Here is a 21,299-nt window from a genome sequence, read left to right on the forward strand (position 1 = left end):
GGCTAGGGAGCCGCGATGATCCTCACCGAAACACCGGTCGTCACCACCTCGCTGGAGGCCGCCGTTCGGGCGCCGTCACCCCACAACACCCAGCCGTGGCTCTTCGAAGTCGGAGCGGACGTCATCGACGTCGTCCTCGACGAGGACCGGGTGCTGGACGTCTGTGATCCGGATCGGCGTGAGGCGCGGTTGTCCTGCGGCGCGGCGTTGCTGAATCTCGAACTCTCGCTCGCTGTCGCCGGGCGGTCCTGCGACGTGGAGTTCCTGCCGGAGAAGGACCGGCCGGAACTGCTGGCCAGGGTCCGGATCGGGCCCCGGCACCGGGCGACGGCGGCGGAGGGCCGCCTGGCGGCGGCGATCCGCGTGAGGTACAGCAACCGACGGCCGTTCGCCTCGACACCGGTTCCGGCCGGTGTCCGGCACGCGGTGCGCCGGGCCGCCGGCGAAGGGGGAGCGAAACTCGTCCTGCTCGACGAAGTGGGTCTGCTGGAGGCCGTCGCCGGGCTCATCCGCCGGGCGGATCACCTGCAGACGCTCGACGAACGCTTCCAGGCCGAGCTCCGGAGGTGGACCAGGGGAGGCGAGAACCGCGACGGAGTTCCGGCCTACGCGGGCGGGCCCCGTCCCGCCGGAGGGTTGTTGCCGGTCCGCCACCACGGGGAGAGCGACCGGTTGCGGGAATTCGAACGCGACCCGGTCGTCGCGGTACTGACGACGCCGACCGACGGACCGCTCGCCCAGATCCGGGCCGGGCAGGCGATGCAACGGACGTTGCTGACGGCGACTTCGCTCGGTCTGAGCGCGTCGTTCTATTCGCAGCCCTTGGAAATCCCGTCCGCTCGCGCCGTACTCCGGTCCCTGCTCGGCGAAAGCGAACACCCGCAGGCCATTTTCCGCCTCGGCTACGGCTTCCCGGGTTCCCCGACACCTCGCCGCCCGGTCGGTGAGGTCATCCGGATCCGGCGATAGAGGGCTCGTATCCCGAATGCCGCGAGCAGACCGAGGACGGCCGACCCGAACGGCCGGAGCGTGACCGTCCACGGCCACGCTTCACCGTCGAGCGCGAGGTGGCCGGTCCGGTACTCCAGTGTTCTGGCCGTCCACCGCGTGGTCGCGCTGTCCGTGGTGCGGACGAGGTCTTCGAGTACGGCGTCGAACGGGAACCCCGGCGCCGAGTGCAGATACACCGGCGAGAGCACGGAGTACCGATCGGCGGCTTGGCTCGCGGCCGCGTCGGCGCCGGGCACGATCAACCGGTCGAGTTCGGCGGTCGCCGGCGTGCCGCGCGGCGCGAAGGTCAGTCCGTGCCGGGACCGGATCGGCGTGCCGTCGAGACCGATCGCCGTCGTCCCGACCGCCAGCGACTGGCCGTAGGTGTCGAACACCGCGGCGAGTTCCAGTTCCCGGATCCCGTTCGTCAGCAGCACACCCAGCATCGGCTTGTCCCACCGGAAGGCGGTGTTGAACCCGACCACGGTGTCCGCGGCTTCGAAGGTGTTCTGCGTCATCGGCGGACTGGAACCGGGGGAGTAGTGGCCCCAGCCGACGGCTTCCGCCGCCCTCCGCGCGGCCTCTGTACCGGCGAAGCGCTCGGTGAGGCGAAGTGCCCCGTCGATCCCGGAGAGGATCCCGGCCGTGGTCAGGATGTTCCCGTCGTCGACGTAGCGCGTGCCGCGAACCCAGTCCACAGTGGGGAATTCGTCTTCGAAGCCACCGATGCGGATCCAGTGCGCGGTGGCCTTCCGCCCGTCGAGGAGCCCGGCCGTGGCGAGGACGCCCGAACCGTTGCAGACGCTCATGAGCAGCGAGCCCCGCGCCGACTGCTGCTTCACCCAGTCGGTGACCGGCCGCGTGGTCGGCTCGCCGAGATCCGGCAGCGCCGGCACCACCACGACGTCCGGCGCGGCGGAGGAAAGCAGCCTGTCGAGATCGGCGAAATCCAGGTCGGGGATCAGGTCGAGACCGCCGGTCAGCGTGACCGGCCGGGCCTCCGGCGCGACGGTGTAGACGTTGAACGCGCCGGCCGCCGCCAGGACCTCGTAGGGCGCGAGCGCGTCGGAGACGACGGCACCCTCGTTCCCCACGACGACCACCGCGGTGGGCTTCGCGGGATCGTGCGGCCGGTGGGCCGGGCGCGGCGCGATCCCATCGCTTCTCTGCGTGTAGCGGTTCTCGAAACTGGCGCTCAGGGTGACCGCGCCGAGAGTGACCGGCAGTGCCAGCGCGGCGACGGTGAACGCCAGAACGGTGAGGAATCGCATGGTCAGAGCCCGTACTCGGCGCGGCGACGGAACATGGCGCCGAGCATCGCGGGCACCATCAGCACGTGCCCGGCCGTCATCACTGCCGATCCCGAGATCAGGCCGGTCCAGAAGAACGGCAGGAACAGCAGATAGGGCACGTACATCGCGGCCGACATCTCGGCGATCGAAGCCCAGTCGTGACGCCGGATCCGCATCCACAACGCCATGCCGATCGACATGTTCGTGGCCATCACCAAGGCGTTCGCGGTCACGTTCCCGGGAAGGCCCGGCCACAGGAACGACCAGACCGGCTCCAGGACGATCATGCCTGCCACCATCGCGACCAGCATCTCCACGGCGTGGCGGACGAAGTGCAGGACGGCCTGCTTACGGGTCCTCGGTTCTGTCGTGTGCTTCATTGCTGCTCCCTCGGTCGTTGCGATGGGAGCAATGTTCGGCCGAGGCGGGGCATGGGAGCAGGTGCCGGAAGTCATGTACGAGGTCATGTGACGTCCGCCTGGACACGCGTGTCGTCCCTCTGATCACGTGTGTCGTCCCTCTGATCACGCGAAAAAACCGAACACCCGCTTAGAACAGGCCGAGCTCCTTCGCGCGCAGGGCCGCCTGGGTGCGATCCCGCACCTGGAGCTTGGACAGGACACTCGTCACGAGGTTCTTCACCGTGCCCTCGGCGAGGAACAGCGTCTTGGCGATCTCGCGGTTGCTGCGGCCGCCCGCCAGGAGCCGGACGACCTCGAGTTCACGCTCCGAAAGCGGGGTCGCCAACGGCTGTGGCGCCTCGGCAGGCAGCCGCGCCACCCTCGCGACGAGTTTCGCCGCGACCGACGGTTGCAGCACCGATTCACCCCGCTGGGCCGCGACCAGCGCTTCGACCAGCCGCGTCGACGAGACGTCCTTGAGCAGATAGCCGACGGCGCCCGCCCGCAACGCGGCGAACACGTCCTCGTCGTCGTCGAACGTCGTCAGCGCCAGGACGCGCACGTCCCGTTGTTCGGCCCGAAGCCGCGCGGTGGCCGCGATCCCGTCCAGCACCGGCATCCGCAGGTCCATCAGCGCGACGTCGGGGCGGAGTTCGGCGCAGAGCCGGACGGCCTCCTCGCCGTTCGCGGCCTCGCCGACGACATCGATCTCCGGCTGGACCTCCAGCAGGGTCGCCAACGCTTCACGGAACAACGCCTGGTCGTCGACGATCAGCACCCGGACGCTCATCCCGGCACCTCCACGGTGAGCGTCAACCCGTGCCCTTCTTCGGAGTCGACAGAGATGCTGCCACCGAGCCCGGTGACCCGCTCCCGCAGTCCTACGAGACCGAAACCCTTGTCCGGCGGGGGATCCCCGGCGAATCCGAGCCCGTCGTCGCGGACTTCGAGCCGGACTCGATCGGCGACGGCGTAGTCGAGCACGACGGTCGCGGCGGTGGCCCGCGCGTGCTTGCGCACGTTGGTCAATCCCTCCTGGGCCGCCCGGAACAGCGACTCCTCCACGTCGGCGCGAGCGTCCCGCGCGGTGCCCTTGACCTCGAACCCGGTCGGCACGCCCGCCGCGGAAGTCTCCTCCGTCAGGGTCCGCACCGCGTCCGCGAGCGGTTCGGAACGCGGCTCCCGCAACGCCGAGACCGATCGGCGGACCTCCGCCAACGCCTCGCGCGACTGGTCCTGTGCCTTGGCGAGCATCCCATCGGCCCGGTCCGCGTCGCCGGTGCCGATCACCGCGCGGGCGGCCTGCAACATCATCTGGACGACGGTGAGATGGTGACCGAGCCCGTCGTGGATGTCGCGCGCGAGACGGTTGCGTTCCTGGATCGTGGCGAGCTTTTCGGCCTGCGCGGCCTGGTCGCGAAGACGTTCGTGGGCCTCGGCCAGTTCCTCTCGCGCACGCTTCTCCCGGACGACCAACTCGGTCACCACGGCGGCGAAGACCATGACCGCGAGGGTCCCGAGGCCCTCGCGGAGCCCGTCCAGCGGCGCCATCGGCAGGTGGATCAACGGGATCAGGACGGCGACCCCGAAAGCCACCGGCAGCGGCAGCAGCAACACGGTGTGGCAGACGAGGACCACGAGAAGCAGGACGGAGCCGACGGCGGCGCCCGAAAGCGAGAACAGGGTGAAGCCGAGCGGCAGCTGAACGCAGACGTACGCGATCGCCCAAGCGCGCCCGTGTTCCTGCGCCCAGGGGAAGCCGGCGATCGCGATCGCCGCGTAGACCAGTCCGGCGAGAAGCGTCGGCAGTACGAGCGTCTCGTATTTGGCCGAGCCGAGCGGCAACGTCACGTACGCGACGAGCGTCAGCACTGCCAGGGCCCGGTTCACGGACACACAATGCCACGAGTCCCGCGTTTAGTCCTCTGAATGCGATCCTTGCACACGCAACTACCGCATTCAGAGGACGAAATGCGGGGGTCAAGCGATGGTGCTGTTCCGGATCTCCAGCGAGAACGGCGTCTGGACGTCTTCCGGTTCCAGGTCGCTACCGCCCGCGATACGCCGCCGCAGCAGGTCGACCGCGGCCCGCGCGATCGCCGCCTTGTCCGGCGCGATCGTCGTGAGCGAAGGCAGGCTGTACGCGCTCTCTTCGTTGTTGTCGAAGCCGACGATCGCCATGTCCGACGGCACCTGGACGCCGCGTTCGGCCGCGGCGCGCAGGGCGCCGATCGCGAGAAGGTCGTTGAAGCAGAAGACCGCGTCGGGCGGTTCGGGCAGCGCGAGGAGGTGCGCCATCGCTTCGGCACCGTTGGCGCGGTGGTAGCGCAGGGCGGGCAGGACCAGGTCCGGGATGGGCACGATCCCGGCCTCTTCGAGCGCGGAGTGGTAGCCCTCCAGCCGTTGCGCGGCGGTGTGGCGTTGCGGATGCGCGCCGATCGCGGCGATCCGGCGGCGGCCGAGCGAGATCAGGTGCCGCACCGCGATCCTGGCGGCCTGGACGTTGTCGATGCCGACGTGGTCTATCGGGACGTCGACGACGTGCTCGCCGAGCATCACCAGCGGCACGCCCGGCGCCAGATCCTCGAAGTCGTTGGTGTGCAACGCTTCCGGGCTGATGATCGCGCCGTCGATCAGATGCGGGCCGAGCGCGGACAGCGCGTTGCGCTCGCGTTCCCTGGTGCCGAGGGTCTGTTCGATCAGGACGTTCCACTCGTGTTCCTGCGCCGCCTGCAGCACCAGGCCCGCCAGTTCGCCGAAGTACGGGATGCTCAGCTCGGGCAGCATCAGCCCGAGGAAGCCGGTGCGGCCGCGGCGGAGGTTGCGGGCGCCCAGGTTGGGCCGGTACCCGGTCGACGCCAAGGCCTCCTCGACGCGTTTGCGGTTCTCCGGCTTGACGAAGTCGTAGCCGTTGACCACGTTCGACACGGTCTTGACCGAGACGCCCGCCAGCTTGGCGACGTCCTTGAGCGTGGCCACCCTCGCTCCCCTCTGCAGTGCTCCGGCACAGATCCGGCACAGCCTAGCCGCGCGAACGGCGGATTTACAACGTTGTACCAACGATGTAAATCTGGCATCGTCCTGATGAGTGACATGGGTCACCGCAGATCCGTGTGCTCGACTTCCCCGAGGAGCGATCGATGTCCCTGCCCATCCGCCGCACCCTGCTCCTGGTGACCGGCCTCGCGCTCGCGCTGACGGCCTGCACCAGCCGCGAGACCCAGCAATCCGCCCCGTCGGGGGCGGGACCCGCCGCTTCCGCGGCGCCGAACCAGGCCGCGGGGCCGGGATGCGCCCGCGAGAAGACCGGCTACCCGCAGGTGGACGTGAAGAACGCGGTCATCGGCTTCTCCCAGTCGGAGAAGGAGGCGAACCCGTTCCGCATCGCCGAGACCCAGTCCATCAAGGACGAAGCGACGAAACTCGGTGTCCCGGCGGACAAGCTCCTGATCACCAACGCGCAGAGTGATCTCAACAAGCAGGTCAGCGACATCAAGTCGCTGCTGGACCGGGGCGCGCAGCTGCTCATCGTCGCGCCGCTGAACTCCGACGGTCTCCAGCCCGCCCTCGACGCGGCGAAGGCCAAGAAGGTCCCGGTCATCACGATCGACCGCAAGGTGACCTCGCAGCCGTGCACGGACTACCTGACCTTCATCGGCTCCGATTTCGTCGAGCAGGGCAAGCGCGCCGCGCAGGAGATGGTGAAGGCGACCGGCGGCACCGGCAAGGTCGCGATCCTGCTCGGCGCGTCGGGCAACAACGTGACCACCGACCGCACCAAGGGTTTCAAGGACGAGATCGCTTCGACGACGGGGATCCAGATCGTCGCCGAGCAGACCGGCGAGTTCGACCGGTCCAAGGGCCAGGCGGTCATGGAGCAGCTCATCCAGAGCAATCCGGAGATCACCGCCGTCTACGCCGAGAACGACGAGATGGGCATCGGCGCGGTCACCGCGCTCAAGGCCGCGGGCAAGACACCGGGCAAGGACGTCAAGATCGTCTCGATCGACGGCACCCGCAACGCCGTCCAGCTCATCGCCGACGGCAGCTACAACGCGGTGATCGAGTCCAATCCGCGCTTCGGCCCGCTCGCCTTCTCGACGCTGCAGGACTTCGCCGCCGGCAAGGAGATCCCGCCGACCGTGGTGATCTCCGACGACCAGTACGACTCGGCGAACGCGGCCCAGAAGATCGGGAACGCGTACTGACGATGGAACCGGTTCTCGAGGTCGAAGGCGTGACGAAGACGTTCGCCGGGGTTCGCGCGCTCGACGACGTGTCGTTCGCGCTGTGGCCGGGCGAGGTGCACGCGCTGGTGGGCGAGAACGGCGCCGGGAAGTCGACGCTGATCAAGGTGCTCACCGGTGTGCACAAGCCGGATTCCGGCACGATCCACGCGCGGGGCGCGATCTCCACGATCTACCAGGAGGTCAATCTCATCCCGCTGATGAGCGTGGCGAGCAACGTGTACCTCGGCCGCGAGCCGCGGAAGCGGTTCGGGCTGGTGGACTGGGCGCGGATGAACGCCGACGCGGCGGCGCTGCTGAAGGACTACGGCATCGACACCGACGTCCGGCGTCCACTCGGGACACTCGGTGTCGGCGCGCAGCAGATGGTCGCGCTGGCCCGCGCGGTGTCGGTCGAAGCCGACGTCGTGATCATGGACGAGCCGACGTCCTCGTTGGAGCCGCGTGAGGTCGAGACGCTGTTCGAGGTCATCGGCAGGCTGCACGAACGCGGGATCGCGATCGTGTACGTCAGCCACCGCATGGACGAGCTGTACCGGATCTGCGAACGGGTGACGGTGCTGCGGGACGGCAAGCGGGTCCACACCGGACCGCTCGCCGGCCTGCCGCGGCTGGAACTGGTGTCGATGATGCTCGGCCGCAGCGTCGGTGACATCCGTTCGCACGGCGCGACGGCGTTCGAGGGCGACCACGAGGCCGGCCGGGAACCGGTGCTGCGCGCGGAGAGCCTCACCAGCGGCAACCGGCTGGGCGGAGTCTCGGTGGAGATCAAACCCGGCGAGATCGTCGGCCTCGCGGGGCTGCTCGGCTCCGGAAGGACCGAGACCGCGCGTGCGATCGTCGGCGACCTGCCGCTCTCCGGTGGCACCGTCCTCGTCGGGGGGAAGCAGGTCCCGCAAGGGAACGTGGCCGCCGCGATGCGCGCGGGGGTCAGCATGCTCGCCGAAGACCGCAAGACCGAGGGAATCATCCCGCATCTCTCGGTACGGGAGAACATCGTGCTCGCCGCGCTGCCGAAGCTGTCCCGGTTCGGCTTGGTCAGCCGTGCCCGGCAGGACAGGATCGTCGACACGTTCGTGAAACGCCTGCGGATCAAGGTGTCCAGCCCGGATCAGAAGGTCGCGGAGCTTTCCGGTGGCAATCAGCAGAAGGTGCTGCTGGCCCGCTGGCTCTGTACCGAACCGAAGGTGCTGCTGCTCGACGAGCCGACCCGGGGGATCGACGTCGGCGCTAAGGCGGAGGTGCAGGCGCTCATCGACGAACTCGCGAAAGAAGGGCTCGCCGTCCTGCTGATCTCGTCGGAGATGGACGAACTCCTCGACGGCGCCGACCGGCTGATCGTGCTCAAGGACGGCGCGGTGGTCGGGGAACTGGCGGGGGAGCAGCTGACGCAGGACCACGTGCTGGCGGCGATCGCCTCGGGCGGCGCGGAATGACCAGCACCCAGCGGAGAACGGAGGAACCGGGGCCCACCATGGCGGAGACGGCGAAAACGGTGGACCGGACCCGGGCGGCACGATGGCTGCAGGAGTACGGCGTGTATGTCGCCGTCGTCGCGCTCGTCCTGTTCAACATCGCGTTCACGGCGAACTTCCTGACCGTCGGCAACTTCCGCACCCAGCTCATCCAGGCCGCGCCGGTACTGGTGGTCGCGCTCGGGATGGCACTGGTGATCGGCACCGAGGGCGTCGATCTGTCGGTCGGCGCGGTGATGGCGCTGTCGGCCGCGCTCGTCCCGCTCTACCTCGGCTATGGAACGCTGCCCGCGGTCGCCATCGCGCTCGCCGCGGGGCTGGCGGCGGGGGCGTTCAACGGCGTTCTCGTGGCCAGAGTCGGGATCCAACCCATCGTGGCGACCCTGGCGTTGCTCGTCGGCGGCCGCGGGCTCGCGCTCGTCCTCGCCGACGGCCGGCTGATCCAGCTGCACGATCCGGATTTCCTCGCGCTCGGCACCGGCGAGGTGCTCGGGATCCCGGTGAGCGTGCTCATCGCGGCCGTCCTGGCCGTGCTGATGGCGGCGCTGGTCGGGAAGACGGCGTTCGGCAGGCGGCTGGTCGCGATCGGTGGCAACCGGCGGGCCAGCGTGCTCGCCGGGCTTCCGGTCACTCGCGTCCTCATCGGTGTCTACGCGATCTGCGGGTTGCTCGCGGCACTGGCGGGGGTGCTCTCCACCGCCCGGCTCGGCGCGGGCGACCCCGCTGACGCCGGATTGCTGATGGAACTGTCCGCGATCACCGCGGTCGTGGTCGGCGGCACCCCGCTGACCGGCGGCCGGGTCCGCATCCTCGGCACGGTGATGGGGGTCCTGCTCATGCAACTCGTCCGCGCCACGCTCATCAAGCACAACCTGCCGGATTCGACCGCGCAGATGATCCAGGCCGCGATCATCGTCGGCGCGGTGTACGTCGCACGGGAACGGAGCAGCCGATGACCGCGGCGCCCACGATGGCCGCCCAGGACTCCACGCGGCGCGAGCTGATGACCGGAGTGCTGCAGAAACAGGGCGCGGCGATCGCGCTGGTGCTCATGGTCGCCGTCGCGTGGCTGCTGTTCCCGCGCTTCGGCAGCCTGGACAATCTGCGCGACATCGCGTTGCAGAGCTCGTTCCTCGCCATCATCGCGCTCGGGATGACGTTCGTGATCATCACCGGCGGCATCGACCTGTCGGTGGGATCGGTCTACGCGCTCGGCGGGGTCCTCGCCGCCTACGGGTCACAATGGGGATTCCTCGTGGCTCTGCTGCTGCCACTGGCGGTGTGCGGGCTGATCGGCCTGATCAACGGGCTTTTGGTCGCGAAGACCGGGATGGCACCGTTCATCGTCACGCTGGCGTCCCTGCTGTTCGCCCGCGGGCTGCTGCTCGCGATCACCAGCGAGGGCGCGACGACGTACAAGATCCCGGAAGGCGAGGCGTTCGTCGAACTCGGGCGCGGCACGCTGTTCGGGTTCGGCTATCCGGTGTTCATCGCGGCGGCGCTCTGCCTGGTCGGCGGGCTGCTGTTGCGGCGGACCCGGTTCGGGCAGTCGGTGTTCGCGACCGGCGGATCGGAGCAGTCCGCGAGACTGATGGGGCTGCCGGTGGCCCGCACCAAGGTCACCGTCTACGTGATGAGCGGCGTCCTGTCCGGGCTGGCGGGCGCGCTCACCGCGGCGTACCTCCAATCCGGCGTCACGGTGATCGGGGTCGGCCTCGAACTGGACGCCATCTCCGTCGTCGTCATCGGGGGCACCCTGCTGACCGGCGGAATGGGCACGATTCTCGGAACCGTCATCGGTGTGGGCATCCGAACGGTCATCCAGAACGTCATCAACCAGATAGGAACTCTCGACAGCAACTACCAGTCGGTGGTCAGCGGCGCGTTCCTCTTGGTGGTCGTTGTGCTGCAACGGTCATTGGCCCGTACGACCGCCCGGAGATAGGGAGATCGCATGCACCGAAGAACCGCGCGCGCACTGAGCGTCGTGGCCGGTCTGCTGGCCGCCGCGACGACACTCGTCCCGGTCGCCCAAGCCGCCCCCGTCCCGCTCCCGACCCCGTGGACGGACCAGGTCTCCCCGTCGAACGCGCTCCCCGAGTACCCGCGCCCGCAACTGGTGCGCTCGGAGTGGCTCAACCTCAACGGGACCTGGGGTTTCACCGGCGCGCCGAACCTGAACTCGCCGCCGATCGGCAGGCCGCTGGGCGAGAACGTCCTCGTGCCTTATCCGATCGAGTCGATGCTGTCGGGGATCAAACGGCACGAGGACAACATGTTCTACCGCCGGACCTTCGCGGTTCCGTCCACTTGGGACGGTCGACGCGTGAAGCTCAACTTCGGTGCCGTCACCTGGGAGACCCGAGTCTGGGTCAACGGGACGTCCGTCGGAAGCCACACCGGCGGTTTCGACGCCTTCTCGTTCGACATCACCCCGGCGCTCAAGGCGGGGGAGAACGAGATCGTCGTCGGCGTCGCGTCGCCTGTGGACGGAAGCCGGTACCCGGTGGGGAAGCAGCGGAAGACCCCCGACGGCATCTTCTACACGGCCGCGTCGGGGATCTGGCAGACCGTCTGGCTGGAACCCGTGCGTGCCGAACACATCACGCGGCTCGACACCACCCCCGATGTTCCCGGCGGCGCGCTCGACCTCGTCGTCCAAGGGACCGCCGGGCAGCAAGCGACCGCCGAAGTCCTTTCGGGTGGTCAAGTGATCGGGACCGCCACCGGTGCCGTCGGTTCCCGCCTGCGGATTCCGGTACCGAACGCGCGGCTGTGGTCGCCGGACGACCCGTTCCTCTACGACCTGCGTGTCCGACTGCCGGGAGGCGACGTCGTCACCGGGTACTTCGGCATGCGGTCGCTGGGCAAGGCGATGGTCGGCGGCGTGATGCGGCCGCTGCTCAACGGGAAGTTCGTCTTCCAGCTGGGCACGCTGGACCAGGGATACTGGCCGGACGGCATCTACACCGCGCCGACCGACGAGGCGCTGCGGTTCGATCTCGAACGGCAGAAGGCGCTGGGCTTCACCATGGTCCGCAAGCACATCAAGGTCGAGCCGGCGCGGTGGTTCTACCACGCGGACCGGCTCGGGCTGATGGTCTGGCAGGACATGCCGTCGCTCGACTCGGTCGACGAGGTCCCGAACGGGCACGCGAACTTCGAGTCCGAACTGCGGCGGATGATCGAGCAGCACAAGAGCATCACCTCGATCGTGCAGTGGGTCCCGTTCAACGAAGGCTGGGGGGAATACGAGGCCGGGCGCATCGTGGACCTGGTCCGCTCGATCGACGACACCCGGCTGATCAACCACAACTCCGGATCCAATTGCTGTGTGTCCGATCCGGATCCGGGCAACGGTGACGTGATCGACGATCACGCGTACCAGGTCTCCACCGGAACGAGACAACCTGACGCGCGCCGGATCGCCGTGCTGGGTGAGTACGGCGGCCTCGGCAGGCGCATCGCCGGACACGAATGGGAGCCGGGCAGGGGGTTCGCGTACGGCGCGCTGTATCCGGACGAGACGTCGCTGACGAACCGGTACGTGGAGATCACCAAGCAGGTCGGGCGGTTCGTGCACGGCCGCGGGCTCTCCGCGTCGGTCTACACCGAGCCGTACGACGTCGAGAACGAGGTCAACGGCTTCTACACCTACGACCGCCGCGTGCTGAAGATGACCGAGGCGCGAGTCCGCGAGATCAACCAAAGGGTGCTCGCCATCGCCAAGGGCACCGAGGTGGGCAGGGGTGAACTCGTGTCGTTGCGGGTCACCACGGCGGGGTACACGGATCGCTATCTCCGGCACCAGGACGATTTCGCGCGGACCGACGTCCTTGGTGAGGGCAGTGCGGACCTCGCCAAGAAGGACGCGACGTTCTGGGCTCGTCAGGGGCTGGCCGACGCGTCGTGCCTGTCGTTCGAGTCGCGGAACTACCCCGGGCACTTCCTGCGGCATTCGTCATCACGGATCCGCAAGGACGCGAACGACGGATCGGCGCTGTTCGCCGGGGACGCGACCTTCTGCGCGAGGGAAGGCGCGGGCGGAACGGCTTTGGAGTCCTTCAACCAGCGTGGCGCTTATCTCCGGCACTACGCCGCGACCGTCTATCTCGCGCGCAGCGGCGGGGCGAACCCATGGGACACGCCGTCGAGCTTCGCGGCGGACACGTCGTGGGCGGCGTCGGTCCCGCTTTGGCGCAGCGGCGCGGATCTGCCGCTGGACCAGGCGCGATCGTTCAAGGTGACCACACCCGGCTTCACCGACCGGTTCTTGCGGCACCGTGACGGTCTCGCGCGGACGGACGTGGTGAACGGGGGGAGCGCGGCGTTGCTGAAGGCGGACGCGACGTTCGTCGTGCGGCGCGGCCTCGCGGATCCGTCGTGCTACTCGCTGGAGGCGCGGAACTATCCGGGCCAGTTCCTGCGGCACGCGGACTTCCGGGTGCGGCTGGGCGGGAACGACAACACCGACCTCTTCCGGAAGGACGCGACGTTCTGCGCCCAGCCCGGGGCCGGCGGAGTCCGGCTGGCGTCGGTGAACGAACTGGGCACGAACATGCGGCGCTACGCCGAGGAGGTCTACGTCGCCGCCAGCGGCAGTGGCCACCTGTTCGACAATCCGGTCTCGTACGACCAGGACGTGACCTGGGCGGTCTCCGCGGCTTGGGCTCCGTAGCCGGGCTCGTGCCGGCGGGTGCGCCGGGTTCCCAATGTCGCATTCGAGACGCTCAGTGTCCCTGATGCGACATTGGGGACACCGGCTCGGCTGCGGAGCCGGTGATCAGCCGCAGCTCACCACGGCGTAAGCACCGGAGCTACTGTTCTCGGCGATAGTCGTGCCATCACCCCTGCTGATCCGGCAGGTGATGGTGCCTCCGCCCGCGTTCTGTGCGTTCATGTTGATGCCAAGAGCCGATTCGTCGGACTCGATGGTCGTGGACCACTTCTTGCCTCTGACGTTCGTTTCCTGGGAAATGTTGAAGCCTGGCTTCAGGTAAGTGACGGACGAGATGCCCGATCCCGTGGTGGTCACGCTGTAAGTGATCTTCCGGGCTTTGCTCGCCTCTTCTTCGTCCGCTTTTCGCTGCGCGATCGCGGCTTCGGAGGACTTCCGTTCCACTTCGGACGAGCGGCTGGCCGACTCGGCGAACGACCGTGAGACGGACTCGCGGGCCGCTTCGGCCGCGGAGCTCACCGATGCCGCGACAGCGGGATCCGAGGTGGTCACGATGGGTGGGCTGGTCAAGGTCGAACCACTGATCGCAGCGCGCCCGGGGTCATCGGTCTTGCCGCCATCGGCGATCGCGATGATCAACAGGACCGTGACGACGGCGCCGGTGATCCAAGGCCATTTCTTCCGCTTCTTCGGAGATTCCGGAACGGGCGGCATCGTGGGAGGAAGGCTCATGGGAATCGCTCATTTCGTTCCAGCGTCCCCGTGGACGCCCTGCACCACGAGTCGAGCCGTCCGCGGCCCCCGTTACCTCGAGCTCCGAAAACAGGTCGAAAGACCCTAAGAGACCGTGGTCGAGCATCGCGCTCCCGCGGCCGCGTCCTGGGACAGGGTGCCGCGAAGGTAGTCATCGCCGGCCCTGGAGCCCTCCGTCGATACTCCCGGTAACCTTGGGCTCATGACCGGCCCGGACACACCCACCTCCTTCAAGCTCGCGTACGTCCCCGGCGTCACGCCCTCGAAGTGGGTCCGGATCTGGAACGAGCGGTCGCCCGACGTCCCCCTAGAACTCGTCCAGACGACCGCGGCCGAGGCCGCCGCGCTGGTCCGGGAGCGCGAGGTGGACGCCGTCCTGCTGAGGCTTCCCATCGATCGCGAGGGGCTGCACGCGATCCCGCTCTACACCGAGACGACCGTCGTGATCGTGCCCAAGGACCACCTGGTCGCCGCCGCGGACGAGGTCACCGTCGACGACATCGCCGACGAAATCGTGCTGCACCCGCTCGACGACACGCTGGACTGGGACGCGCCACCGGGGAAACCCGCGCTGGAGCGCCCCGCCACCACGGCGGACGCCATCGAACTGGTCGCCGCAGGTGTCGGGCTCCTGGTCGTCCCGCAGTCACTCGCGCGGCTGTACCACCGGCGTGACCTGACCTACCGCCCGATTTCCGGCCCGCCCGAATCCGGGGTCGCGTTGTCCTGGCCGGACGAAGAGACCTCCGACCTGATGGAGCAGTTCATCGGGATCGTGCGCGGCCGCACGGTGAACAGCACGCGCGGGCGGCAGCAGGCTCCGGAAAAGCAGCCGCCCGAGAAGAAGACTCCGGTGAAGGGCAAACGCCCGCAGGCCGCCGGCCGGAAGCCGCAGGCCGGGAATCGCCGCGCTCCTCAAGGCGGGAAACGCGGCAAGCCCCGTCGTCGCGGTTAGCCGCGCACGGTCAGGCTCTCGGGCAGGGTTGCGAAAGCCACTTTCGCAACCCTCAACGTTGCGAAAGTGGCTTTCGCCACGCCTCCGGCGCGGCAAGCACTGTCGTCGCGGTCAGCTTTCGCCGCGGGCGGCCTTGAGGCGCGCCTCCTCCTTGCGGACCTCGGCCAGCGTCTCGCGCTCCCGCTTCAGCCAGTCGGGATTCTCGTTCTTGATCGCGTCGATCTCCTCGGTGGTGAGGGTGCCCGTGATCCCCCCGCGCGCCAGACCGCTGATGGAGACGCCCAGCTTCGCCGCGATGACCGGACGCGGGTGCGGCCCGTTGCGGCGCAGTTCCCGCAGCCACTCGGGCGGCTCGGCCTGCAGCGCGTTCAGTTCGTCGCGGGAGACGACACCCTCCTGGAACTCCGCCGGGGTGGCCTCGAGGTACACACCCAGCTTCTTCGCCGCTGTCGCGGGCTTCATCGTTTGAGGGGTTTTCTGCGACGTCATTGCCTCAGGGTAACGCCCTGTGATCAGGCGCCCTTCTCGGGCAGCGTGACGATGCCGAGCCCGGCGAGCACTCCGGCCACGGCGACCGCGGCGAGGACGACCCAGGCGATCGGATGCCCGAGGTTGAGCGTCCAGTACGTCCCGACCCGCCGGTGTACCAGGAGCGCGGGGTCGTTCCGGTTCAGGTAGACCATCCCGGCGGCGTGCCAGTAGCGGTCGTCGTCGCGTTGTTCGTATCGGGTCTCCGGTTCGTCGCCGGTCGGTGACAACCGGTGTCCGGCATCGCCTGCCCGGACGGAGAAGACGATCCACGCGATGAAGGCGGCGAGGAGGGGAAGATAGCCCACGACCGTCGTCGGCACCGTCGTCTCGACGACCTCCCACAGCTGGAGCGAAACGACGAGCATGGTCGCGGTGACGCAACCCGCGGAGATCAGCAGCAGGCTGAGCACCCCGTGCAGGTATTCCCTGTACCGCGAAGCCGACGCAGACGGCTGTGCGGCGTCGAGCTCGGGCCGGGCCCGGGAAATCGCGATGGTCAGGGGCGGGATCAGCACGACGACTAGGATCTGCGTGAGGACCGTCGAGAAGTTCGCCGTGCCCACGGCCAGGCCGATCGTCGCCGTGACGACGGTCAGCAGCACCGCCGGCGCCAGCAGAATCCACTGTGGACGGACCGGGTCGGAGCGCAGGGAGGTGTCGGCGGTGACCGCCTGCCGGGTCCCGGCGTACCAGCCCTCCCGGCGTTTCGCGGAGGCGATCGAGCGACTGGCCAGGCCGCCGAGCAGCGAATAGGTCGCGACGAGGCCGACCAGGACGACCTCGGGGTCGAGCCGGTCGAGGAGAACGACGGCGCAGGCGACGACCGCGCCTGCCGCGATTCCTTGGTTGTAGCGACGCCGCGCGCGGAGGATGACGGCCTCTCCGGTGCGCCGTGCCGGGACCCGGACGCCGAAGGGAAGGGTCGGCCGCGCCAGCGCGGGTGCCGAGACGAAGGTGGCCGCGGTGAACGCGATCAGGGCCAGGTTCAGCCAGAGCGGTCCGGTCATCGGCGGGCGCTCACGGCGAAGGAGTCCAACACGGACTCGCACCGGCTGGTCACTTCGCGCGGGCCCAGGCCCAGGGCGACGGCTTCGGCCAGCAAAGTGCGCAGGCGCTCCTGCCACTCGTCCGCGTAGCCGTCTTCCGCCGGACCGGAGGACGCGTCCCGCCGGACGACCGCACCGGTCTTGCGGTTGATCCGGATGAAGCCCTGCGTCCGCAGCAGGTCATAGGCCTTGTTGACGGTGTGGAAGTTGATCCCGAGATCGGCGCCGAGTTGCCGGGTGGAGGGCAGGGCGCTGCCCTCGGCCAGCACGCCGTCGGCGACGGCTTCGACGATCCGGTCGCGGATCTGCTGGTAGATCGGAACCTCGCTGTCGAGGTCGAGAGTCAGCAACACCTCGCAAGGATATCTGCTATACAGTTGCTATAACAACTACATCAGGTAGCTCTGGAGGGAAGGCGATCGCGATGGCGACGATGGACATCACCGAGGGTGGAGTGCGGGTCGGGTTTTCGGGCTGGGAGCGGCTGGCCGTGTGGCGCGACGAAGTGGTCGTGCCGCGGGCGGCGATCAAGGTCGTCGAGCATGTCGACGCGCCCTTGCGGCGGACGCGCGGGGGACGGGCCGGGGCGCTGATCAGCGGGGTGCTGAAGGTGGGTTACTGGGGGTTGGGTACGGGGACCCGCCAGTTGGTGTCGGTCCGCAGGGGTGTGCCGGGGCTGCGGATCGAGATCGATCGCGGGGTCGCCGGGCTCCCGTTCGACGAGGTACTGGTCAGCGTGCCGGACGCGGCGGAACTCGCCGGCGTGCTCGCGCCGAGCAACGCCTAGAGGTAGTCGAAGAACCGGTCCCACCACGAAGGCGGCCGGTCCGGGGGATAGAGGGTGTCGAACCCGCTGATCCCGGTGTACCTGGTCCACAACGGATGTTCGGGGACGGGCAGGTAGCCGAGCGCTTCCAGCTCGTCTTCGACCTGTCTTCGGACCGATGCCGGGAAGAACTCCCGTTCCTCGTCTTCGTCGTAGCTGCCCGGATTCCCCAGTGTCACCGCGACGAGGCCGCCGAAGTTGCTGACCGTGACGGTCACCTGGTCGCCCGCGGAGGTCGCGCTCGCCGGGATCACGATCCTGCCGAGGTGGCTGGCGTCCTGGACGTGGCGGTCGACTTCGCAGGTGCAGCCGAAGCGGCGGTCGAGCCGTTCGGCCAGCCGCTCGAACCGGGCGCGTTCGGCCGGTCCGTCGAAGTCGTGCGGCACCTCCCAGTGGCCGGGTTCGTCCAGCTCTCGCAGCATTGCCCAGGTCTGCTGTTCGTCGAGGGGCATCGTCGCCTCCCGGCCTCGGGTGGTCTAGTCCACTTTCCGAACTGACCTTAGTCAGCCGCGACCCGCGCGGACAATGGTGGGACGAATTCCGGTCCGAAAATTTTCGGAGGTGGTGCCAGCGCTACCCCTGATTCGGCAGTCAGCACTCCTGATCTTCGCGCCCGATCCGGCCAGAGTCGTAGGTGTCGATCCGTTCGAGCAAGGAGTGCGCATGACGGTACGCAAGGGTGTCGTGGTCTTGACGGTGGCGGGCCTGATGGGCGCCGCGTGGACCACGGCGGCGGACGCGGCCCCGGCCAAGGGAGCCGACCTGCAGAAGGGGCTGGACTCGTTGGTGCGTCAGGAGAAGTTCCCGGCCGCGCTCGCCTATGTGGCAGACGGAAGGCGTGCGTCGTCGCTGGTCGCGGGGTCCTCGCGAATCGATCGTCAGGTGCCCGTTCCCCGGGACGGCACGGTCCGGGCGGGCAGCAACACCAAGACGTTCACGGCGGTGGCGGTCCTGCAGCTGGTGGCCGAGGGCAAGGTGGAGCTGGACGCGCCGATCGAGAAGTACCTTCCCGGCATCGTGCGCGGTGAGGGCATCGACGCCACCAAGATCACCGTCCGGCAGCTGCTGCAGCACACCAGCGGGCTGCCGAACTACACCGAGTACCTCGGGCTGGAGAACTTCGAGCAGGTGCGGCACCGGTACGTCCCGAACCACGAACTGCTCGCGGCGGCCTTGAGTCACCCGGCGAAGTTCGCGCCCGGTACCAAATGGGAGTACAGCAACACCGGTTATCTGCTGGCGGGCATGCTGATCGAGAAGGTGACCGGACGTCCGATCCAGGAGCAGATCACCGAACGCGTGATCAAGAAGGCGGGCCTGAAGCACACCTACTGGCCGCAGGTCGGCGACCAGACCATCCAGGGACGGCATCCGCAGGGGTACGCCATCGGCAACGCCGCCACCGGAAAGGTGATCGACGTGACGGAGCTCGATCCGTCGTGGGGCGGCGCGGCAGGCCAGCTGATCTCGACACCCAGTGACCTCGGCAAGTTCTTCAAGGTGTTGCTCGAAGGCAGGCTGCTTCCCGCCGCGCAGCTGGCCGAAATGCGGAAGACGGTTGACGCGCCCCTCTTCCCCGGCACGAAGTACGGCCTGGGCCTGATGAGCAATCCGCTCAGCTGCGGCGGTGTGTACTGGGGACACGGCGGGGACATCCACGGCTTCGAAACCCGCGGTGGCGCCACGGAAGACGGCCGCACGGTCGCGCTCGCGGTGACCGCCATGCCGGGCACCTTCGGCGACGGGGACAAGGACGCCAAGGCGGTCATGGCCACTGTGGACACCGCGTTCTGCAAGTGACGGGTGCAGGTGGTCGTGAGTGACAAGTGTCGTTCTAACGCTCTTTATCACTCACGACCCCCCCGCTCCGAGTCCTCAGCGGGCTTCAGGTCTACAGCTTTTCGATGGCCGCCCGGAAACCCTCCAGAGCCGCGAAATAGAAGCGCGGGCCGTACGACACCCGTGCCACGCCGAGTTCCCGGAGCGCGGTCAGATCCAGTTCCTCGCCGACGTTCCCGTTCACCGGGCACGCGAGGTCGGTGACGAGCGCGGCCAGGTCGGCGCGGCGTCGCACGCCGATCGGATACACGCAATCGGCGCCGGCCTCCCGGTAGAGCCGGCCCCGCCGGACGGCCTCGGCAAGCCTTTCCGGCGCGGGGATCCCGCGGTCGCCCAGGAACGTGTCCACCCGGGCGTTGACGACGATCGGGACGCCCGCCTCGGTCGCGGCCGAGCGGATGTCCGCGAGCCGTTGGGCGTGCTCGTTGGCGTCGACCAGCTTGCCGGTCCGGTGATCGGTGTCCTCCAGGTTGCAGCCGACGGCGCCGCTCTCCAGCAGCCGGTCCACGAATTCCCGCGGCCCCAGGCCATAACCGGCTTCCGTGTCCACGGTGACCGGCAACGACACCGCGCGGGCGACCCGGCTCGCCGCCGCGAACATCTCCCGCCACGGCGCGCCTTCGCCGTCGGGGTAGCCGAGCATCGCCGACACGGCGGCACTGGCGGTGGCGATCGCGGGGAATCCCGCCTCCGCCACGACTTCGGCGCTCGCCGCGTCCCAGACGTTCGGCAGGACGAGCATTTCCCCGCTGTGCAGGGCACGGAGCGTTTCGGCGCGAGTGTTCAGGCCGGTCATCGGTTTCCTCCTCGATCGGTACCGGACAGGGCGGGTGCCCGCGGTGTTCCGGCCGGTCGCGTGCCCGGTATCCCCAGGGCGACCAGCATGCCCGCGAAGGCGAACGCGACGACGGTGCCCATCGCCGCGGTGAAACCGTCGCCGAATTCCTCCGGCGACCCATGAGCTCCGGCGCCCGCGAAGACGGCGACCGTCACCGCGACGCCGAACACCCCGCCGAAGATCCGCAACATCATGAACGCGCCCGACGCCTGCCCGATCTCGGGCGGCCGGACGGCCCCGACGACCGAACGCTGCGCGGCGGGCATGGCCGAAGTGAGGCCGACACCGCTGACGATCAACCCCGGCAGCAGGGTGGCGTAGCTCGTGCCGGGTGCGGCGGCCAGGGCGATCCAGCTCATGCCGGCGGTCTGGAGTAGCAGCCCGGCGGCGACGAACGTGCGCGCGCTGTACTTGTCGGCCAGTTTGCCCGCGATGGGCGCGCAGATCATCAGGGTCGCGGTCCACGGCATCATGCGCAGTCCCGCCTCGAACGGCCCGAGTCCTTGCGCTGTCTGGAAGTACTGCGGCAGGAAGAACAACGTGCCGTACAGCGAAGCGAAGACACAGAAGTTCGCCGCGTTGGCCGTGGAGAAGGCTCTCAGCCGGAAGAACCGCATCGGCAGCATCGGCGCTTCGCTGTGCCTTTCCCAGAACACGAACGCGACCACCAGCACGACGCCGAGTGCCAGCGAGCCCAGGACCTCGGCACTGTCCCAGCCCGCGAGGTTTCCCCGGACCAGGCCCCAGACGATGCCCAGCGATCCCAGCGTCACCAGGACGACGCCGCCCAGGTCGAACCGCGTGGTCGGACCGGTGCTTTCGTCGACGCGCCGGAGCGTGAGCAGGACGGCGACGACGCCGACCGGCAGGTTGAGCCAGAAGATCCCCTGCCAGGCCAGCCCTTCGGCGATGGCACCGCCGATGAACGGGCCGCTGAACGTCGCCAGCCCGGTGAGTCCCAGATAGAGCCCCATCGCCTTGCCGCGCTGTTCGGGCGGGAAGATCGCGCTGATCAGGGTGAGCGACAGCGGCAGCACCATCGCGGCACCGACGCCCTGCGCGGTCCGCGCGACGATCAGCGTGCCGATGTCGGTGGACACCGCGCAGCCCACCGAGGCGAGGGTGAACACCGCGAGGCCGGTGACGAACATCCGGCGGCGGCCGAACCGGTCGCCGAGCGCCGCTCCGGTGAGCAGCAAGACGGCGAAGCTGAGGTTGTAGGCGTTGACGGTCCATTCGAGCTGCTCGATCGGCGCGGACAGATCCCGGCGGATCGTGCCCAGCGCCGTCGTCACGATCTGACTGTCCAGCGCCATCATGAACGACGCCGACGAGGCGAGGCCCAGAACCCACGCCTGTTTGGGAGTCAAGGTTTCTCCTTGTTTCGGGCATGACGGGACACACGCCCGGCGGGCGTGGTCGCGGAAG

The 21,299-nt window shown here is 68.8% G+C and carries 21 protein-coding genes; 9 read left to right on the forward strand and 12 right to left on the reverse strand.

Translation table 11 applies throughout. From position 1 onward, the window contains the following. Positions 1-15: 15 nt before the first annotated feature. Complete coding sequence (locus tag CVV72_RS07235) at positions 16-969, forward strand: nitroreductase family protein (RefSeq protein WP_219151634.1); 954 nt, start codon at positions 16-18, stop codon at positions 967-969. Here CVV72_RS07235 and CVV72_RS07240 read toward each other — a convergent pair. The 5 genes from CVV72_RS07240 to CVV72_RS07260 all read right to left on the reverse strand — a co-directional run bounded on the left by CVV72_RS07240 (position 903) and on the right by CVV72_RS07260 (position 5,662). Continuing rightward, complete coding sequence (locus CVV72_RS07240; protein WP_219151635.1) at positions 903-2,261, reverse strand: DJ-1/PfpI family protein; 1,359 nt, start codon at positions 2,259-2,261, stop codon at positions 903-905. The two genes, CVV72_RS07235 and CVV72_RS07240, sit on opposite strands and share 67 nt — an antisense overlap. A 2-nt stretch (positions 2,262-2,263) precedes the next feature. After that, a complete protein-coding gene (locus CVV72_RS07245) occupies positions 2,264-2,662 on the reverse strand; it encodes a hypothetical protein (protein ID WP_219151636.1) in 399 nt (132 codons plus the stop codon). A 169-nt stretch (positions 2,663-2,831) separates the two neighbouring features. Then, complete coding sequence (locus CVV72_RS07250; protein ID WP_219151637.1) at positions 2,832-3,473, reverse strand: response regulator transcription factor; 642 nt, start codon at positions 3,471-3,473, stop codon at positions 2,832-2,834. Beyond that, positions 3,470-4,573: a sensor histidine kinase gene (locus CVV72_RS07255; RefSeq protein WP_255632563.1), complete on the reverse strand. Its 1,104-nt coding sequence runs from the start codon at positions 4,571-4,573 to the stop codon at positions 3,470-3,472. The genes CVV72_RS07250 and CVV72_RS07255 overlap by 4 nt, the downstream gene beginning before the upstream one ends. A 90-nt stretch (positions 4,574-4,663) precedes the next feature. Beyond that, positions 4,664-5,662 (reverse strand): LacI family DNA-binding transcriptional regulator, encoded by a 999-nt coding sequence (locus CVV72_RS07260; RefSeq protein WP_219151639.1) that lies wholly within the window; start codon positions 5,660-5,662, stop codon positions 4,664-4,666. A gap of 161 nt (positions 5,663-5,823) precedes the next feature. On the opposite strand from CVV72_RS07260, the gene CVV72_RS07265 reads away from it, so the two are divergent. The 5 genes from CVV72_RS07265 to CVV72_RS07285 are packed head-to-tail and all read left to right on the forward strand — an operon-like array spanning position 5,824 to position 13,083. Beyond that, entirely contained in the window at positions 5,824-6,891 is a 1,068-nt protein-coding gene (locus CVV72_RS07265) for an ABC transporter substrate-binding protein (RefSeq protein WP_219151640.1), read from the forward strand. A 2-nt stretch (positions 6,892-6,893) separates the two neighbouring features. Further along, positions 6,894-8,366 carry a sugar ABC transporter ATP-binding protein gene (locus CVV72_RS07270; RefSeq protein ID WP_219151641.1) on the forward strand — a complete coding sequence of 491 codons (1,473 nt, stop codon included), beginning with the start codon at positions 6,894-6,896 and terminating at the stop codon, positions 8,364-8,366. A 38-nt stretch (positions 8,367-8,404) separates the two neighbouring features. Next, positions 8,405-9,361 (forward strand): ABC transporter permease, encoded by a 957-nt coding sequence (locus CVV72_RS07275; RefSeq protein ID WP_219153855.1) that lies wholly within the window; start codon positions 8,405-8,407, stop codon positions 9,359-9,361. Continuing rightward, entirely contained in the window at positions 9,358-10,350 is a 993-nt protein-coding gene (locus CVV72_RS07280) for an ABC transporter permease (RefSeq protein ID WP_219151642.1), read from the forward strand. Before CVV72_RS07275 ends, CVV72_RS07280 begins: the two co-directional genes overlap by 4 nt. Positions 10,351-10,359: 9 nt before the next feature. Next, a complete protein-coding gene (locus CVV72_RS07285) occupies positions 10,360-13,083 on the forward strand; it encodes an AbfB domain-containing protein (RefSeq protein ID WP_219151643.1) in 2,724 nt (907 codons plus the stop codon). Positions 13,084-13,188: 105 nt separating this feature from the next. Here CVV72_RS07285 and CVV72_RS07290 read toward each other — a convergent pair whose 3' ends face one another. After that, positions 13,189-13,797 (reverse strand): MmpS family transport accessory protein, encoded by a 609-nt coding sequence (locus tag CVV72_RS07290; RefSeq protein ID WP_219151644.1) that lies wholly within the window; start codon positions 13,795-13,797, stop codon positions 13,189-13,191. Between the two features lie 241 nt (positions 13,798-14,038). Between CVV72_RS07290 and CVV72_RS07295 the strand changes: the two genes are divergently transcribed. Continuing rightward, on the forward strand, positions 14,039-14,791 hold the full coding sequence (locus tag CVV72_RS07295) for a LysR family substrate-binding domain-containing protein (protein WP_219151645.1): 753 nt from the start codon (positions 14,039-14,041) through the stop codon (positions 14,789-14,791). Between the two features lie 111 nt (positions 14,792-14,902). Here the strand turns inward: CVV72_RS07295 and CVV72_RS07300 are convergent, their stop codons facing one another. The 3 genes from CVV72_RS07300 to CVV72_RS07310 are packed head-to-tail and all read right to left on the reverse strand — an operon-like array spanning position 14,903 to position 16,721. Beyond that, entirely contained in the window at positions 14,903-15,253 is a 351-nt protein-coding gene (locus CVV72_RS07300; protein ID WP_219153856.1) for a DUF5997 family protein, read from the reverse strand. 50 nt (positions 15,254-15,303) lie between these two features. Then, the gene (locus CVV72_RS07305; RefSeq protein ID WP_219151646.1) at positions 15,304-16,329 is read right to left on the reverse strand and encodes a DUF1648 domain-containing protein; all 1,026 of its coding nucleotides are present in this window, start codon (positions 16,327-16,329) and stop codon (positions 15,304-15,306) included. Beyond that, on the reverse strand, positions 16,326-16,721 hold the full coding sequence (locus CVV72_RS07310; RefSeq protein WP_126735097.1) for a GntR family transcriptional regulator: 396 nt from the start codon (positions 16,719-16,721) through the stop codon (positions 16,326-16,328). Before CVV72_RS07310 ends, CVV72_RS07305 begins: the two co-directional genes overlap by 4 nt. Before the next feature lie 71 nt (positions 16,722-16,792). Here CVV72_RS07310 and CVV72_RS07315 point away from each other — a divergent pair, with 71 nt between their 5' ends. After that, positions 16,793-17,155, forward strand: a complete 363-nt coding sequence (locus CVV72_RS07315; protein WP_219151647.1) for a hypothetical protein — start codon at positions 16,793-16,795, stop codon at positions 17,153-17,155. Here CVV72_RS07315 and CVV72_RS07320 read toward each other — a convergent pair. Next, positions 17,152-17,646 carry a hypothetical protein gene (locus CVV72_RS07320; RefSeq protein ID WP_219151648.1) on the reverse strand — a complete coding sequence of 165 codons (495 nt, stop codon included), beginning with the start codon at positions 17,644-17,646 and terminating at the stop codon, positions 17,152-17,154. The genes CVV72_RS07315 and CVV72_RS07320 overlap by 4 nt on opposite strands. 211 nt (positions 17,647-17,857) lie before the next feature. Between CVV72_RS07320 and CVV72_RS07325 the strand changes: the two genes are divergently transcribed. Continuing rightward, positions 17,858-18,994: a serine hydrolase gene (locus CVV72_RS07325; protein ID WP_219151649.1), complete on the forward strand. Its 1,137-nt coding sequence runs from the start codon at positions 17,858-17,860 to the stop codon at positions 18,992-18,994. Between the two features lie 91 nt (positions 18,995-19,085). On the opposite strand, the gene CVV72_RS07330 is transcribed toward CVV72_RS07325, so the two are convergent. Then, positions 19,086-19,829, reverse strand: a complete 744-nt coding sequence (locus CVV72_RS07330; RefSeq protein WP_219151650.1) for an isocitrate lyase/phosphoenolpyruvate mutase family protein — start codon at positions 19,827-19,829, stop codon at positions 19,086-19,088. Beyond that, on the reverse strand, positions 19,826-21,241 hold the full coding sequence (locus CVV72_RS07335) for an MFS transporter (protein ID WP_219151651.1): 1,416 nt from the start codon (positions 21,239-21,241) through the stop codon (positions 19,826-19,828). Before CVV72_RS07335 ends, CVV72_RS07330 begins: the two co-directional genes overlap by 4 nt. Between the last annotated feature and the right edge of the window lie 58 nt (positions 21,242-21,299).

This window comes from Amycolatopsis sp. TNS106, from assembly GCF_019330265.1.
Lineage (GTDB): Bacteria > Actinomycetota > Actinomycetes > Mycobacteriales > Pseudonocardiaceae > Amycolatopsis > Amycolatopsis lurida.

Coding starts and splice junctions, on each gene's coding strand:
- CVV72_RS07235 (WP_219151634.1), top strand. CDS start 16: ATGATCCTCACCGAAACACCGGTCGTCACCACCTCGCTGGAGGCCGCC.
- CVV72_RS07240 (WP_219151635.1), bottom strand. CDS start 2,261: ATGCGATTCCTCACCGTTCTGGCGTTCACCGTCGCCGCGCTGGCACTG.
- CVV72_RS07245 (WP_219151636.1), bottom strand. CDS start 2,662: ATGAAGCACACGACAGAACCGAGGACCCGTAAGCAGGCCGTCCTGCAC.
- CVV72_RS07250 (WP_219151637.1), bottom strand. CDS start 3,473: ATGAGCGTCCGGGTGCTGATCGTCGACGACCAGGCGTTGTTCCGTGAA.
- CVV72_RS07265 (WP_219151640.1), top strand. CDS start 5,824: ATGTCCCTGCCCATCCGCCGCACCCTGCTCCTGGTGACCGGCCTCGCG.
- CVV72_RS07270 (WP_219151641.1), top strand. CDS start 6,894: ATGGAACCGGTTCTCGAGGTCGAAGGCGTGACGAAGACGTTCGCCGGG.
- CVV72_RS07275 (WP_219153855.1), top strand. CDS start 8,405: ATGGCGGAGACGGCGAAAACGGTGGACCGGACCCGGGCGGCACGATGG.
- CVV72_RS07280 (WP_219151642.1), top strand. CDS start 9,358: ATGACCGCGGCGCCCACGATGGCCGCCCAGGACTCCACGCGGCGCGAG.
- CVV72_RS07285 (WP_219151643.1), top strand. CDS start 10,360: ATGCACCGAAGAACCGCGCGCGCACTGAGCGTCGTGGCCGGTCTGCTG.
- CVV72_RS07290 (WP_219151644.1), bottom strand. CDS start 13,797: ATGCCGCCCGTTCCGGAATCTCCGAAGAAGCGGAAGAAATGGCCTTGG.
- CVV72_RS07295 (WP_219151645.1), top strand. CDS start 14,039: ATGACCGGCCCGGACACACCCACCTCCTTCAAGCTCGCGTACGTCCCC.
- CVV72_RS07300 (WP_219153856.1), bottom strand. CDS start 15,253: ATGAAGCCCGCGACAGCGGCGAAGAAGCTGGGTGTGTACCTCGAGGCC.
- CVV72_RS07305 (WP_219151646.1), bottom strand. CDS start 16,329: ATGACCGGACCGCTCTGGCTGAACCTGGCCCTGATCGCGTTCACCGCG.
- CVV72_RS07315 (WP_219151647.1), top strand. CDS start 16,793: ATGGCGACGATGGACATCACCGAGGGTGGAGTGCGGGTCGGGTTTTCG.
- CVV72_RS07320 (WP_219151648.1), bottom strand. CDS start 17,646: ATGCCCCTCGACGAACAGCAGACCTGGGCAATGCTGCGAGAGCTGGAC.
- CVV72_RS07325 (WP_219151649.1), top strand. CDS start 17,858: ATGACGGTACGCAAGGGTGTCGTGGTCTTGACGGTGGCGGGCCTGATG.
- CVV72_RS07330 (WP_219151650.1), bottom strand. CDS start 19,829: ATGACCGGCCTGAACACTCGCGCCGAAACGCTCCGTGCCCTGCACAGC.